General features: G+C 71.9%; 14 protein-coding genes. 7 read left to right on the plus strand and 7 right to left on the minus strand.

Translation table 11 applies throughout. The annotated features are described in order from the left end of the window. Window positions 1-18: 18 nt before the first annotated feature. Both GTY96_RS08805 and GTY96_RS08810 read right to left on the minus strand, forming a co-directional pair. Window positions 19-1,164 carry a cystathionine gamma-synthase gene (locus tag GTY96_RS08805; RefSeq protein WP_143899704.1) on the minus strand — a complete coding sequence of 382 codons (1,146 nt, stop codon included), beginning with the start codon at window positions 1,162-1,164 and terminating at the stop codon, window positions 19-21. A gap of 49 nt (window positions 1,165-1,213) precedes the next feature. After that, window positions 1,214-1,975: a crotonase/enoyl-CoA hydratase family protein gene (locus GTY96_RS08810; protein ID WP_161664466.1), complete on the minus strand. Its 762-nt coding sequence runs from the start codon at window positions 1,973-1,975 to the stop codon at window positions 1,214-1,216. 85 nt (window positions 1,976-2,060) lie between these two features. Between GTY96_RS08810 and GTY96_RS08815 the strand changes: the two genes are divergently transcribed. Continuing rightward, window positions 2,061-3,047 carry a class I SAM-dependent methyltransferase gene (locus GTY96_RS08815; RefSeq protein ID WP_186001831.1) on the plus strand — a complete coding sequence of 329 codons (987 nt, stop codon included), beginning with the start codon at window positions 2,061-2,063 and terminating at the stop codon, window positions 3,045-3,047. A gap of 20 nt (window positions 3,048-3,067) precedes the next feature. Here GTY96_RS08815 and GTY96_RS08820 read toward each other — a convergent pair whose 3' ends face one another. Continuing rightward, window positions 3,068-4,294 (minus strand): hypothetical protein, encoded by a 1,227-nt coding sequence (locus tag GTY96_RS08820; protein WP_161664467.1) that lies wholly within the window; start codon window positions 4,292-4,294, stop codon window positions 3,068-3,070. 235 nt (window positions 4,295-4,529) lie between these two features. On the opposite strand from GTY96_RS08820, the gene GTY96_RS08825 reads away from it, so the two are divergent. Next, a complete protein-coding gene (locus GTY96_RS08825) occupies window positions 4,530-5,198 on the plus strand; it encodes an RNA polymerase sigma factor (protein WP_143899709.1) in 669 nt (222 codons plus the stop codon). Beyond that, entirely contained in the window at window positions 5,185-7,134 is a 1,950-nt protein-coding gene (locus GTY96_RS08830; RefSeq protein ID WP_161664468.1) for a FecR domain-containing protein, read from the plus strand. Before GTY96_RS08825 ends, GTY96_RS08830 begins: the two co-directional genes overlap by 14 nt. Here GTY96_RS08830 and GTY96_RS08835 read toward each other — a convergent pair. Further along, window positions 7,106-7,675, minus strand: coding sequence for an FxsA family protein (locus GTY96_RS08835; RefSeq protein ID WP_143899713.1), 570 nt, complete (start codon window positions 7,673-7,675; stop codon window positions 7,106-7,108). The genes GTY96_RS08830 and GTY96_RS08835 overlap by 29 nt on opposite strands. A gap of 121 nt (window positions 7,676-7,796) precedes the next feature. Continuing rightward, complete coding sequence (locus tag GTY96_RS08840; RefSeq protein ID WP_161664469.1) at window positions 7,797-8,345, minus strand: hypothetical protein; 549 nt, start codon at window positions 8,343-8,345, stop codon at window positions 7,797-7,799. A 60-nt stretch (window positions 8,346-8,405) separates the two neighbouring features. On the opposite strand from GTY96_RS08840, the gene GTY96_RS08845 reads away from it, so the two are divergent. The 3 genes from GTY96_RS08845 (at window position 8,406) to GTY96_RS08855 (ending at window position 11,505) form a co-directional block, all read left to right on the plus strand. Beyond that, on the plus strand, window positions 8,406-9,695 hold the full coding sequence (locus GTY96_RS08845) for a class I SAM-dependent rRNA methyltransferase (RefSeq protein ID WP_201755956.1): 1,290 nt from the start codon (window positions 8,406-8,408) through the stop codon (window positions 9,693-9,695). Between the two features lie 60 nt (window positions 9,696-9,755). Next, window positions 9,756-10,250 carry a YkgJ family cysteine cluster protein gene (locus tag GTY96_RS08850; protein WP_143899717.1) on the plus strand — a complete coding sequence of 165 codons (495 nt, stop codon included), beginning with the start codon at window positions 9,756-9,758 and terminating at the stop codon, window positions 10,248-10,250. Between the two features lie 142 nt (window positions 10,251-10,392). Beyond that, entirely contained in the window at window positions 10,393-11,505 is a 1,113-nt protein-coding gene (locus tag GTY96_RS08855) for a glycerate kinase (RefSeq protein WP_143899719.1), read from the plus strand. 56 nt (window positions 11,506-11,561) lie between these two features. On the opposite strand, the gene GTY96_RS08860 is transcribed toward GTY96_RS08855, so the two are convergent. Then, a complete protein-coding gene (locus tag GTY96_RS08860) occupies window positions 11,562-12,533 on the minus strand; it encodes a nicotinamidase (RefSeq protein ID WP_143899721.1) in 972 nt (323 codons plus the stop codon). A 53-nt stretch (window positions 12,534-12,586) separates the two neighbouring features. Beyond that, the gene (locus tag GTY96_RS08865; protein ID WP_143899723.1) at window positions 12,587-14,032 is read right to left on the minus strand and encodes a nicotinate phosphoribosyltransferase; all 1,446 of its coding nucleotides are present in this window, start codon (window positions 14,030-14,032) and stop codon (window positions 12,587-12,589) included. Between the two features lie 199 nt (window positions 14,033-14,231). Here GTY96_RS08865 and GTY96_RS08870 point away from each other — a divergent pair, with 199 nt between their 5' ends. After that, entirely contained in the window at window positions 14,232-14,885 is a 654-nt protein-coding gene (locus tag GTY96_RS08870) for an MmcQ/YjbR family DNA-binding protein (RefSeq protein ID WP_161664470.1), read from the plus strand. The last annotated feature ends 21 nt before the right edge of the window (window positions 14,886-14,906 follow it).

Consider the following 14,906-nt stretch of genomic DNA (forward strand, 5'->3'; position numbering starts at 1 on the left):
GGCCACTGCGCGTGGGGACTACTTCACGCGGTCGAGCGCCTGCGCGAGGTCGTCGATGAGGTCCTGGGCGTCCTCGATGCCGACGGACAGGCGGATGAAGCCGTCCGCGATGCCCAGCTTCTCCCGCGTCTCCTTGGGGACGGAGGCGTGGGTCATGATGGCGGGGTGCTCGATGAGGGACTCGACACCCCCCAGGGACTCGGCGCAGGCGAAGACCTTGACCGTCTTGAGGAAGGTGCGCGCCGCCTCCAGGCCGCCGTGGATGTCGAACGTCAGCATGCCGCCGAAGCCGGTCATCTGCTGGCGCGCCAGGGCGTGCTGCGGGTGCGTCTCCAGGCCCGGGTAGGTGACCTTCTTCACCTGCTTGTGCGTGGACAGGTACTGGGCGACCTTCATCGCGTTGTGCGCGTGGCGGTCCATGCGCACGTGCAGCGTCTTCACGCCGCGCAGAACGAGGAAGCTGTCGAAGGCGCCGGACACGCCGCCCACCGCGTTCTGCAGGAAGTACATCCGCTCCGCGATGTCGTCGCGGCTGGTGCAGACGAAGCCGCCCACCACGTCGCTGTGGCCGTTGAGGTACTTGGTCGTGGAGTGCGCGACGACGTCGAAGCCCAGCGACAGGGGCTTCTGGAAGTACGGCGTCATGAACGTGTTGTCCGCGACGGACAGGATGCCGTGCTTCTTGGCGATCTCCGCGATGCGGCCCAGGTCGATGAGCTTGAGCATCGGGTTCGTCGGCGTCTCCACCCAGACCATCTTCGTCTTCGGGGTGATGGCCGCCTCGAAGTTCTCCGGCTTGGAGAGGTCCACGAAGGAGTACGTGATGCCCGAGCGCTTCCACACCTTGTCGAAGAGCCGGAAGGTGCCGCCGTACACGTCGTCGGAGACGATGACGTGGTCACCGGACTCCAGCATGTGCATCAGCATGTCGGTGCCGGCGAGGCCGGACGCGAACGCGGCGCCGTACTTGGCGCCCTCCAGCGCGGCCAGGCAGTCCTGCAGCGCCTTGCGCGTGGGGTTCTGCGTGCGGCTGTACTCGTAGCCCTTGTGCTCCCCCGGCCCGTCCTGGACGTAGGTGGAGGTCAGGTAGACGGGCGTCATGATGGCGCCCGTGGTGGGGTCCGGCTCCTGGCCGGCATGGATGGCGAGCGTGTCGAAGCGCATGGCTCGCGAACTAACACACTCCCGCGGGCGGCGCAGCGCTCCTGGGGTCCTACTCGAAGCGGCCGTGCCGGCCCGCGCCCTTCGCGAAGCGGGTGGCCCCAGCGATGGACTCCGTCTGGAGCACCTTCACCCCGGCCAGGAACTCCTGGCGCATCGCGTCTTCAAAGGTCCGGTCCGCCTGGGCATAGGCGGACGCCCGGTCCGCCTTCATGCACCCCTGGGGGAAGCCGGCGATCTGGGCGGCCAGCGCCTCCGCCGCGCTCCGGGCCTCGCCCTTGGGCACCACGCGGTTGACCAGGCCCATGCCGAGCGCCTCGCTGGCCGCCACGGGCCGGCCCGTGAGGATGAGGTCCAGGGCTCGGGACAGGCCAATCAGCCGGGGCAGCCGCACCGTGCCCCCGTCGATGAGCGGCACACCCCAGCGGCGGCAGAAGACGCCCAGCACCGCGTCCTCCTCCACCACGCGCAGGTCACACCACAGGGCCAGCTCCAGCCCCCCCGCCACCGCGTGGCCGCTGATGGCCGCCACCACGGGCTTGGACAGCTGGAGGCGGGAGGGGCCCATGGGGCCATCGCCGTCCGGCTCCAGGCGCAGCAGGCGCCCTTCCGACACGGCCTTCAGGTCCGCGCCCGCGCAGAACGTGCCCGCGTCGCCGAAGAGGACGCCCACGCGCGCGTCCGGGTCCGCGTCGAAGGCTCGGAAGGCGTCCGCCAGCTCGCGGGCCGTGTCGGCGTCCACGGCGTTGCGGACCTCCGGCCGGTGGAGGATGACGGTGGTGACGGGGCCGCTCTTCTCGACGCGCACGCTCATGGCCCCCGTGTTTTCCCCCGCCCCCCGGCCCGCCTGCAATATGAGGGACGGCGCGCGGGTGCGAAACAGGAAGGACCGACGGGGCATGGCCGACGAAGGCAATCAGCGGACGCAGGGCACGGGCATGTTCGAGAACCGCCTGCGCAAGAACGCGAAGCGCCTGCGCAAGTGGGCTCGCGCGCAGGGGCTCACCGCCTTCCGCGTCTACGACCGGGACATCCCCGAGTACTCCTACGCCGTGGACCTCTACGGCGACCACGCCCACGTCGTGGAGTTCCCGCGCCGCAAGGCCCACGCGAAGGGCGCGAACGCGGACGCGGACCGCGCGGAGGTCCTGGCCGCCGTCACCAGCGTGCTGGGCGTGCCGCCGGAGCGCACCTCCGTGAAGACCCACACCCCCCAGCCCTGGGGCCGCTCGCAGTACGGCCGCGTGGGTGAGGGCAGCGAACGGCTGGTGGTGGAAGAACAGGGCCTCAAGTTCTGGGTGAACCTGGGTGACTACCTGGACACCGGCCTCTTCATGGACCACCGCAACACCCGGGCACGCGTGCGCACCGAGGCGAAGGGCAAGCACTTCCTCAACCTCTTCGCCTACACGGGCGCGTTCACGGTGTACGCGGCGGCAGGCGGCGCGGCGGGCAGCGTGAGCGTGGACCTGTCCAACACGTACCTGGACTGGGCGGAGGACAACCTGGTCCTCAACGGGCTGGCGGATCCGCGCCACGTGCTCATCCGCGCGGACGCGAAGGCGTGGCTGGAGGAGCAGGCCCGGCACGGAGACACGCAGTTCGATCTCATCGTCTGCGACCCGCCGTCGTTCTCCACGTCGAAGAAGATGTCGGGCACGTTCGACGTGCAGCGCGACCACGTGCGGATGCTGGAACACCTCCGAGCGCTCATGGCCCCCGGAGGCGTCCTCTACTTCTCCACCAACTTCCTGGGCTTCGAGCTGAAGGACTCCGCGACCCGGGGCATGGAGCAGGTGGAGGAGCTCACCCCCCGCTCCATCCCCGAGGACTTCCACCGCAAGGAGATCCACCGCTGCTGGCGCATGGTGGCCCCCTCGCGATGAGCGGCGTCAGCCTTTAGCGGCTACAGCCAGCAGACGTTCTCCTGGCAGCGCTCGCCGGACGGGCACTCGCAGTTGGCCTGGCAGGGCTTGCCGGAGCCCTGGTTCACCGGCTTGCACTGGCCGCTGGCGCAGACCTGCCCCGCCGGGCACTCGCAGTTGGCGCGGCACACCGTGCCGGAGGTGCCCGCGTCCACCGCCGGCTGCGTCGGGGGCAGCTTGCACTTGCCGCTGGTGCAGACCTCGCCGGACGGGCACTCGCAGTTCACCGTGCAGGAGATGTTGCTGCCCGACCCCGCGTCCGGCGTGGGCGACTTGCAATGACCGCCATTGCAGACCTGACCGGACGGGCAATCACAGTTGGCCTGGCACGCCTGGCCCGGATCCGGCTGCGGCGACTTGCACTGACCGCTGGTGCAGACCTGGCCCGCCGGGCACTCGCAGTTGGCCTTGCACGTGCCCCCGGAAGGAATGGGCAGGCAGTAGCCAATCTCACACTTGGTGTCCGCCGAGCACTCCGTCGTGGAGGTGCACGGCGCGCGGCACTGGCCATCCACGCAGTCGCGGCCCGCCGGGCACTGGGCCTCCGTGGTGCAAGCGTTCGGGTCCTGCTGGCGCGGCTGGCACAGGCCCTGGACGCAGACGCCGCTCGGGCCGCACTTGGCATCCGTGTCGCAACCGGTGCGGCAGGTGCCGTTGATGCAGTAGCTGTCCGCACCGCAGTCGGAATTGACCCGGCAGACCGGGGCGGAGCCACCGTCGATGCCCGCGTCCGGCTTCGTGCCGCCGTCAGAGCCCGCATCCGGCTTCGTGCCGCCGTCGGTGCCCGCGTCCGGCTTGGTGCCGCCGTCGGTGCCCGCGTCAGGCTTCGTGCCGCCGTCCGCCTTGGTGCCGGCATCCGTCTGGGTTCCGGTGCTGGAGGTGCAGAAGTTGTCCTTGCAGCGGTTGCCCACGCCGCATTCCGAGTCGCGGTAGCAGGACTGGGCGCACCAGCCATTGATGCACGTCTGCGCGCCGGGACACTCGGAGGAGAACACGCACTGCTGGGAGTTGGAATCCAGGTTCCAGCAATTGCCGGAGCGACAGTACTGGTTCGAGCCGCAGTCGGACGAGGAGGAGCACCCGTAGCTGGGGTTATAGTCCTCGTCGGGCCAGCCGTTGCCGTTCGTCTCGAGGATGCAACCCGACAACAGGCCTAACAGCGCAAGGAACGGCACGACCAGCATGCCGCGAAGCGTGGTGTTCCTCATGAGTGGGGGCTCCAAAAGAATGGGATGTGTCCGGACCGGCCACCGGGGGGTCATCCGATTTCGAGAGCCTTCGACGCAAGACGGGTCCGGAATGATCAAATAATTTTGATCTTTTTTCGTCTGTCCGGAGACCCAGGGGCACGGAGGCAGTGTGCTCGTCTGGACCACCGACACAGACTGGAGGGCGTTCCTGGAGGGTGGGGGCGTCCTGCGTCCCCGCGAAGGAGAAGCGCTGGTGTCCAGCCGAGGAGCACGCACGTGGGCGTCCACGGCCCCGCCGGAGTCCGGCGTGGACGTGGCGGGCGCGCGCATTCCCTCCGCTTCGGACGAGGCCCACCTGCGGCTCCTGGTCCGCCGGCTCCAGGACGGGGACCTGGCCGCCTTCGAGCAGCTCTACGAGGCCACGCGGCTGGACGCGGCGCGAACCCTGCGCCACCTGGTCGGCAACCGCGTGGAGGTGGAGGACCTGCTCCAGGAGACGTACCTGCGGCTGCTCACGGCGGTGAAGGGCTTCCGGGGCGAGTCGCGCTTCAAGACGTTCCTCTACCGGGTCTGCGCCAACGTGGCGCTCAGCCACTTGAGGTGGAAGCGGCGCCGGCCGGAGGACCCGTTCGCGGACCCGCCAGAGGTCGTGGCCCCGGGCGAGGACCCGGAGCGCGCCGCGGAGCGCCGTCAGGCCGCCCGGTTGGTGGAGGCGGCGCTGGAGAAGCTCAAGCCCAAGAAGCGCATCGTCTTCGTCTACCACGAGCTGTGCGGCATGAGCCCGGACGAGATCGCCCTCGCCGTGGGAAGCTCGGCCAACACCGTGCGCAGCCGGCTGCACCACGCGAGATTGGAGTTCACCGAAGCCATGCAGCGTCTGGTCGTCGCCCGGCCCGTGGGGGGTCCCCATGGCCAGCCATGAGACCCAGGCCCTGTGGGCCCTGGCCGCGGGCGAGCTGGACGCGGCCGGGAAGGCCCGGGTCGAGGCGCACGTGGCGGCCTGTGGCGCCTGCGCGGCGGAGTTGGGGCGGGTGGTGGAGGCCCGGGCGCTGTTGCACGCGGCGCGCGAGGTGGAGCCCGCCGTGCGGTGGGACGAGACGGGCGCGCGGCTGAAGGCGGCGGCGGCGAAGCGGATGGCCTCGCCCGAACGGCGGTTCCTGTCGCCCTGGGCGCTCACGTTCGCGGGGGCCTGCGCCGCCGTGCTGGTGCTGTGGCTGGGCGTTTCGCTCGCGAATCGGCCTCCGCGTGAGACGAGGGCTCCGGAGGCCGTCGCGAACGGGCCGACCTCCAGGCCCCCCCCCACGCCCCCAGAGGGCGCGGCCCCGGGCGGACCGGCGCGGCCTGCGGTCGGCGGACAGGAGGAGGCGGTCGCGGCCCGGACGGAGGCCCGTGGCGAACAGCAGGTGGCGAGCGCGGAGCAGGCGGGAACCGCCCCCACCACGGAGGCGGAGCGCGCCACCGGCGCGGTGCTGCGAGAGGCCACGGGCGCTGAACACGTGCTGACGCCGGGCATGCGCCTGCGCTCGGGCATGGCGGTGCGGACGCAGCCGAAGGCGTCGGCGGTGCTGCGGCTTCCGGACGAAAGCCGGGTGCGGCTGTCCGCGGGGTCGGACGTCGTGTTCGCCCGCGCGGAGTCGAACGCGGTGCACCTGACCGTCCACCAGGGACGACTCTCCGTCAGCGCTTCGCACGTGAAGCGGGAGGTGTTCCTCGTGGAGTCCGCGGGCCTGCGCGTCTCCGTCGTGGGGACGGTCTTCTCGGTGGAGCGCACCGTGCGTGGCGCCGCGGTGGCGGTGCTCGAAGGGCGCGTGCGCGTGGATGCGGATGGGCAGCCGCCGCGCTTCGTGGACGCGGGCGAGCGCGTGGAGCTCTCCGGCGCGCAGGGAGTAATGAAGCCTCGCACGCTCTCCGCCGAGGACCGGCAGGCGTTCCGCGACCTGCGGGCCGCCGAGCCGGGCCCCGTGGTCGTGAGCCTCGCGCCCCTGCCGAAGGCTCCGTCCCGGGTGGGCACGAGCACCGCGCCACGCCAATCCGTTGGTACGGGTGCCAATCCCATGGAGGCGCCGTCCCACGCGCCGGCAAGCGACGCGGCACTTCACCCGTCCGTCGCCACCAGGTCCCCCACTCAGGATGGCTCAACGCCCGCGCCCGGCGCGGAGGATGCGGCCTCCGCCCCGGAACAGCGGGACACGGTGGCCCCCTCCGAGACTCCCCAGGCCATCGCCAGCAGCCCGAAGCCCGCGCCGCCGCCGGACCGCACCGTGGCCGCGCCTCCGAGCGCCCCGTCCCCGGCCGATGACTTCGTGCCCTACCCCGGCTCGACAGGTGCCGCGCTCGCGGCCTCCTCGCCCCTGCCGACGCCGGGTGACGTGCGGGCTCCGTCGATCGCCCCCTCCACTCCCGTGGAGCCGCGCAAGCGCAAGACGCTGGGCGCGCTCGTTCCAGGGGGCCTCCTGTCGGAGGACTCGGATGAGCGCTTCCTCGGATACGCCAAGGTGCAGTCGTCCGGCTCGACCTGCGGCCGTTTCCTCGTCGGACTCGGGGAGATTGCCCAGGCCAGCCCACGCATGAGCCACCGGGAACAGGCCCGCGTCCTGCGCGGCCGATGCTTCACGAAACTCCACCAGCCCTCGGACGCCGAGGACGAGTTCCGCCAATACCTTCGCGAGTTCCCCACCGGCCGCTACGCCACCGAGGCGCGCACCGCCCTGGGGATGTCCGCCGAGGCTCCGCCTTCCACGCCCCCGCAGCCCCCCGCGCCGCTCCCGGCACCCACGCCCACCCCGCCCCGGTGGAACGGAGGAACGGGCGCGCCCCAGCAGGTGCCCGTCAGCCCCGGGGTTCCTCGTCGCTGGTGAACTCCGCGTCCACCTCGCCCCCCTCACTCCGGGGGCGGCGGAAGGTGTCGGGGCCCTCCGCGGCGGGCTCCACCTTGGCGGGCGTCTCCTGCGTCTCGAAGCGCCGCCCGTCCTGGAAGGGGTCCTCGCCCGGAACCGGCCCGACGCCACCGACCTGGGTGAAGCGCACGGAGCCCGACAAGAGGGTCTTCTCCAGGGAGCGCCGCACCCGCGCCGTCACCCACCGGCGCACCGGCGGCACCATCAGCGCCAGCCCCATCACGTCCGAGATGAACCCCGGCGCGATGAGCAGCGCACCGCCCACCATCACCAGCACGCCGTTGAGCAACCCCTCCTCGGGCACGCCGCCTCCGGCCATGGCTTCACGCCAGTTGCGGAACACCCGCTCGCCCTGCCTCCGGGCGATGAGGCTCCCCAGCACGGCGGAGGCCGCCAGCAGCGCGAGCGTGGACCCCAGCCCGATGTGATGCCCGAGCGTGATGAGCAGATACAGCTCCGCCAGGGGCAACAGGATGCAACCGATGACGAGGACCTTGAGCACGCTGGCACGTTAACGCCAGATTCACTCCCGCGCCCATTGTCAGACGGACACTCCGTGCTCCCGCGTCCCCGAGCGCCCACCAGGGTCCTCGCCGCCCCCTCCAGGGCCAGGCCCCCCGGACTCACTCCCCGTTGAGCTTGTCCATCAGGTACCGCATCACGAAGAAGAGGATGGCGAAGCCGCCCACCGCGAAGAGCACCAGCCGCGTCGGCATCGCCATGCCCTCGGACGACAGGCGCCGGTCCAACCGCTCCGCCCGGGCCATCGCCTCCGCCAGGCCGGGGGTGGTCTCCATGGGCTTCGCGGTGCGCGCGTACGCCTCCGTGCGCAGGTACTGCGCCACGACCTGCTCGGTGTCCGCGGCCGTCAGGACCTGTCCCAGCTGTGGATCAAACAGGCGCGCCCCCGCCTCGCGGGCCAGGATGGCGGCCTCCGCCAGGACCTCGCGGAGGAGGTCCGGCCGGGCCTCCAACGGCACGCGCAGCTCCGTGCCCACCACGCGCTTTCCATCGCGCAGCGGGAGCACCTCGACGCCGCCATGCGCCAGGAGCCACTCGCGCACGCCCTCCGGGCGGACGGCCCCTGGGCGCGCCGCCAGCAGGGCATCCACCCGTCCCGCGTCGAAGGGGGCGCCTGGCGCCCCCGCCTGAAGGACCAACTCGTATCTCACGCGGGTTGCGAGTATACGCCGCGCGGTCCCTCCCCGCCCTTTTCCTCAGAGAACGCCTCGATGAAGCCCTCCCCTCCCCCTCGCTCCGGCCGCCCCGGTGCCCCTCCCCCCGGACGCGGGAAGCCCGGTCAGCGCCCGGAGAAGATGCGCGCGGACCGCACCTCGCCCGAGCTGGGGCCGGACGGCACGCCCCAGGTGATGCTGCTGCGCCGCGGGTCGGACCGGTGGCTCGCGGGCCCGCCGTGGATCTACCGCGCGGACCTCAACGGCGACCCCGGCCTCCAGGGCGGCGAGGTCGTGCGCGTGGTGGACGGCCGCGGCTGGTTCATGGGCAAGGCCTTCTATTCGAAGCAGTCGAAGATCTCCCTGCGCTGGCTCACCAACGACGACGTCGCGGTGGACGAGGACTTCTTCCGCCAGCGCCTCCAGTCCGCGGAGCGGCTGCGCAAGCTGGCGCTGCCCGGTGAGACGACGTACCGGCTGGTGCACGGCGAGGCGGACGGCCTGCCCGGGCTCGTGGTGGACCGCTACGGCGACTACCTGAGCGTGCAGTTCCTGGTCCCCGCGATGGAGCAGCGCAAGGCGCTCATCGCGGACCTGCTGGAGGAGCAGTTCCACCCCAAGGGCATCGTCAACCGCTCCGACGTGAGCGTGCGCCACCTGGAGGGCCTCACGCCGGAGAAGGGCCTGCTGCGAGGCGCCCTGCCCCCGGGCCCCGTCTCCTTCGACGAGGGCCTGGTGCGCATGCGCGCCGACCTCCTCGACGGCCAGAAGACGGGCGCCTTCCTGGACCAGCGTGAGAACCACGTGATGGCGGCGCACTACGCCTTCGGCGACGCGCTGGACTGCTTCAGCTACGTGGGCGGGTTCGCGCTCCAGCTGGCCACTCGCGCCAGGCACGTCACGGCGGTGGAGATCTCGGACGCGGCCTCCGCGCAGCTGCGCGACAACGCCCAGGCCAACAAGCTCACCAACCTGGACGTGGTGACGGCCAACGCGTTCGACTTCCTGCGCGACGCGGTGGACGAGGGCAAGCGCTACGACACCATCGTGTTGGATCCGCCCTCGTTCGCGAAGAACAAGGACGCCATCCCGGCGGCGGTGCGCGGCTACAAGGAACTCAACCTGCGCGCCTTCCAGCTCCTGCGCCCCGGCGGCATCCTGGTGACCGCGAGCTGCACGTACCACGTGGACGAGCAGTCCTTCGAGGAGATGCTCGCCTCCGCGGCGTCGGACGCGAAGCGCCGGGTGCAGATCATCGAGCGCCGGGGCGCGGGCCGCGACCACCCCGTCCTCCTCAACCTGCGCGAGACGCGGTACCTCAAATGTTTCGTGCTGCGCATGCTGTGAGTTAGGGTACGACCCATGGGGTCCGCCCACCGGGCCCCGACGTGCGAGAATGGTTCAGGCATGGCACGCGGGGAATGGGACGACGCAGACGACGAGGCCCCCGCGACCGGTACGCGGGCGCTGGAGCGTGCCATGCAGGAGACGCGCACCGTCTACCGTCAGGCGGACGCGGCCTACGCCCCGTACTCGTGCGCGGCGAGCGGCGAGTGCTGCCAGCTGGCCGTGACGAAGCGACAGCCCTGGTTGTGGCTCCCGGAGTGGGAGGTGCTCACGCGGGGACGCCCCCTCCCGCCGCTCCGCGCCGACGGCGGCTGTCCATTCCTGGACGCCGCGGGCAAGCGCTGCACGGTGTACGCGGACCGGCCCTTCGGCTGCCGGACGTTCTTCTGTTCGCGCATCCAGGGCCCCGCCCGTCAGCCCTCCGATGAGGTGACGCGGCTGCTCCTGCGGCTGGAGCGGATCTCGCAACGCGTCATGCCGTCGCTCCAGGGCCCACGGCCCCTCCTGGAATGGTATGCGGGGGTCAACACCGCCCCGGCCCGGGAGGAACCATGAAGTCCATGCTGCTGACGCGGTGGCGGAACGCCCACCTCAGTCCCCCCGTGTCCGCGAGGACGTACCGCGCCCGTCGCGCGCCCGCGGCGCCGTGTTCGCGGCAGGCCTGCTCCACGCGGTCCGAGCCCGTGGGTGTCCGAACGTGATCCGCCCACGCTGGCTCCTCGCGCCCCAGGAGTTCAAGGGCACCCTGAGCGCGGCCGAGGCCGCGGACGCCATGGCGGAGGGGCTGCGTGAGGCCTCCCTGGACGTGGTGCTGGACGTGGCGCCGCTGGCGGACGGAGGTCCGGGGACGCTGGATGCGCTGCTCGCGGGGGCTCGGGGTGAGCGGCGGCGGCTCACGGTGCGCGGTCCCCTGGGCGCGCCGGTGGAGGCCTGCTGGGCGCGGCTGGACGACGGGCGCACGGCGGTGGTGGAGATGGCGCAGGCGTCGGGCCTCGCCCTGGTGCCGCCGGAGCAGCGGGACGCGCGGGCCGCATGCACCCACGGCACCGGGGAGCTGATGCGCGCGGCGCTGGACGCGGGCTGCGAGCGGCTCATCGTCGGCCTGGGTGGCAGCGCCACCACGGATGGAGGCAAGGGCGCGCTGGAGGCCCTGGGCTTCCGCTTCCTGGACGCGGACGGGGCGCCCCTTCCGCCGGGAGGAGCGAGCCTCGCCCGGCTCGCGCGCGTGGAGGCGGACGGGAAGCACCCGCGCCTGGGGCAGGTGGAGTTCCTGGTGGCCACGGACGTCACGACGCCCCTGCTGGGCGAGGACGGCGCCGCGCGCCTCTTCGGTCCGCAGAAGGGCGCGGATGCCGCCGCGGTGCAGGAGCTGGAGGCGGCGCTGGCGACGTTCTGCCGTCTCGTGGACGAAGGCGCCGCGGCCCTCCCTGGCGCGGGCGCGGCGGGCGGGCTGGGGTATGGGCTGGCGGCGCTCGCGGGCGGGAAGCTGACGTCCGGCTACGACCTGGTGGCGCGGGCGCTGGGGCTGGAGCGGCGGGTGCTGCTCGCGGACCTGGTGCTCACCGGGGAAGGCCGGTTCGACCGGCAGACCGCGCTGGGCAAGGGCCCCGTGGCGCTCGCGAGGCTGGCGCGCGCGCAGGGCACCCACGTGGTGCTCTTCGCGGGCACCGTGCAGCGCGACAACGGTCCGGAGCTGTCCCTGTTCCAGGAGGTGGTGGAGCTGAGCGGACAGGCCCGCCCTGGCGCCGACGCGCGGGAGACGCTGCGCGAGGCCACCGCGCGCTGGGCGCTCGCGCGGCTGGGCCGGTAGCGGCGCGTCGGACAGGGGCGCCCCTCCAGCCCCATCCGATGGACGCCGCGCTCGCGCTACGGCGCCAGGGGATCCGTCGTCCGCACCACGCGCATCCCGGCGGCCCGGAAGCCCTCCAGCGCCTCCTTCGCCACGCGGGGGAAGTCCAGGCCCGCGGGCAGCGGCTCCAACGGCGGCGCGGGCACGGGGCTCATCGCGTCCTCCAGGATGTGGATGCGCTGGAGCTTCGACGGATCCGTGCGCTCCAGGGACTGCTGCAGGTCCCGCAGCGTGGACAGCACGCAGTGGGAGCTGGCCTGCCCGAAGACATACACGCGGTCGAACGACAGCAGGTGCTCCAGCAGCCGCGCGTTGAACTCGCCCACGCGCTGGCCCTTCACCTCCGTCACCTCCGGCGCCATCACGGAGTAGTTCTCGGTCAGCGGGTGCTCGCCCTTCAGCTCGAAGTGCGTGGGCGTGTCCCGCACGAGCGCGTGGAAGAGGCTCGCCTCGTACATCGCCGGCACCAGCGCGTGGCTCTGTCCGCCCAGCAGCGCGTGGTACGGCCAGATGGTCAGCACGTACCGTCCACTCGCCTCCAGCGCCTCGCAGTACGCCAGGCTCTCCTCCGGGAAGCGCGTCGCCGTCCAGCGGCCGTCCCGCACGTCCCGCGCGGTGATGACCGTCATGGGCGGGGGCGGGCGTCCCCGCGCGTCCCGCCACCACGCCGGATGGAAGATCTGGAAGGCCCGGTGCGTGTCCAGCGAGAACACCAGCCCCGTGAGCCGGTCCAGGTTCGCGTACAGCCAGCGCAGCGTGCGCTGCGTGTCCTCCACCGCGCCCGGCACGAAGAGGCTCGCGCCGGGCGTGCAGAAGGCCACCTGCGCGTCGATGCCGAACGCCGCGATGCGCAGGCCGTCCTCTCGGGCCGGACGGACGCGGTGCTCGGCGGCGTAGCGCAGGGCCTCCTCGGAGACCTCGGCCACGCGCTCCAGGTAGAGCTGGCCCGCTCGCGCGTCGTCGTGGAACCGGGGTGGGGGCAGCGACATGACGTCCTCTCCAGGACCGCCTGGAGCCGCCCACTCCCGGACCCCGGGAAGCGTCAGCGGCCCTGCGGGAAGTGGCGCCGGGTAATCGACTCCACCAGCGCCGTCGTGGCCGAAGTGTAGCCGATGCGCTGCTCCTCCGCCGTGAGGCCTTCGGCGCCCATCAGCGACGGCGCCGCGGCGGCCGCCTCCATCAGGGGGAAGTAGCCCTGGGGCGTCGCCTCCCCTGCCTGCCCCACCAGCCCCAGCGGCCCGGAGCCGGTGCGGCGGCGGAAGAGGACCGGCGTGCCCGGCACGCTCTGCTTGCCCTCCGCCAGCTCGTTGCCGAACTTCATCACCGGCGTCGCCCCTGAACACGACAGCTTGTAGATGGCCGCCACCCGGTCACGCGTCAGCGCGTGGGACAAGGTCCGCGCCACGATGTGGCCCCCGTAGCCGTAGAACTGCGCGGTCGGCTCCCAGCCCACCTGCTTGCGCAGCTCCTCGAAGTCGCGCGTCATCTGCGCGTCCAGGCCGTCCTCCAGGATGATGACCGGCCGGATGTCCAGGTCCTTCGCGCGCGTCACCGCGTACAGGTACTGGAGCCGCTTGTTGCCGGAATCGAACCGGATGGAGTCCCCGCCCTGCGGCTCCTCGGAGATGAGCTTGAAGGCCGCCGGAATGCCGGAGGTGAGCGTGTCGAAGGTGTCCAGCAGGTAGCTGGAGCGCTGCGGCCGGCGCTCGTGCATCGCGCGGTAGGCCGCGTCGTCGGAGCCGTAGCGCTGCACGTGCTCGTGGCCCATCGTGCCCACGGGGATCATCCCCAGCGCCCGCGCGCCCTCCACGTTGCTCGTGCGCTGCACGCCCACGTCCTGGCAGGCGCGGAGCGCCAGCGTGTGCTGCTCCAGGCAGGTCGCCGCGCGCAGGCCCACCTCGAAGATGCGGGCGGGGTCTTCGACGATGTCCACCAGCTCCTTCACCTGCGCCCGCACGCGCTGCTGGTAGCCCTCCGAGTCCACCCGGATGGGCACCGCCCGCACGCCCACCTGGTCCAACGTCTCCAGGGCGATGCGCTTCTCCTCCTCGCACGTCACCGTGGCGAGGGCCCGGGCCAGGGCGTCGCGGTCCTGGAGCGCCTGGGTGGCCACCTGGATGCGATAGTTGAGCTGCAACAGCAGCGGCTCCAACCACGACACCAGCGAGGAGGGCCCCGTGAGCGTGAGGATGGGCTCGCGCGGCAGGAACACCGCGCCCCGGGGAATGGCGCGCACGGAGAGCCGCTCCGTGCGCAGGATGGACGCCTTGAAGCCGACGCCCATCTCGTAGTCGTGCTGGGCGAGGAACGCGTAGTCCTCTGGCTGGGGCACCGGCAGAAGCTGGCGAACCCACGCCTCCAGGTCCAACGGCATCACCTGGGGGCCGCCCTTGCGGTGCGAATAGTAGAAGGTCTCCTTCCGCAGGGGCCAGCCGGCCTCCGCCATGCTGAACTTGTAGCCATCCGTGGCGAGCAGCGACTGGGGCATCGGGAGACGACTCCTTATCGTTGACCCAGAGACTATGCGCGGGGCCGCGCCGGGACCTAGGGACAAGGGTCCGGGAGGATGCGGGAAGCCACGGGGTGGCTGTCACCCGCCGTCGCAAGTTGGACTGACACATTGGGGAATACGCCGGATGCGACAGGTCCGGTTAAGCTGTCACGACACACAACGAAGCAAGGTGCCCATGCCCGCAGAGAACGAGACGCAGAAGGTCGAAGCGGTACTGCGCGAACATGCGATGAGCTACCCCGGCGCCCACGAGGACTTCCCCTGGGGCCACCGCGCGATGAAGGTCAATGACAAGACCTTCCTCTTCATGACCGTGGACGGCGAGAAGCTGAACCTCTCCGCCAAGCTGCCCGACTCCAAGGACGCCGCCCTCACGCTGCCCTTCACCGAGCCCACCGAGTACGGCCTGGGAAAGAGCGGCTGGGTGACGGCCCACTTCGACGAGGCCTCGCAGGTGCCGGTGCCCGTCATCAAGGCGTGGATCGACGAGAGCTACCGCGCCATCGCGCCCCGCAAGTTCGTGGATCAGCTCCCCGCGCGCGGCACCGCCGTCCCCGGCCCCGCCTCGAAGCCGTCCCGGTCCACGGGCAAGAAGCCCGCCTCGCCCAAGGCCGTGGCCCCGGTGAAGAAGGCCGCGAAGAAGGTCGTGGCCCGCGTGAAGTCCGTGGCCAAGAAGGCCGCCGCGCGGGTGAAGTCCGTGGCCAAGAAGGCCACCGCGAAGAAGGCCGCGAAGCCGGCCCCGTCCGCCAAGAAGCCGGCGCGCAAGGCCGCGAAGCCCGCCCGTGGCAAGCGCGCCACCCCCGCGCCCAAGCGCGCCCGCCGCTCCTAGCAAGGCGAGCGCGGGCACCCG

The organism is Corallococcus silvisoli (genome assembly GCF_009909145.1).
Classification (GTDB): domain Bacteria; phylum Myxococcota; class Myxococcia; order Myxococcales; family Myxococcaceae; genus Corallococcus; species Corallococcus silvisoli.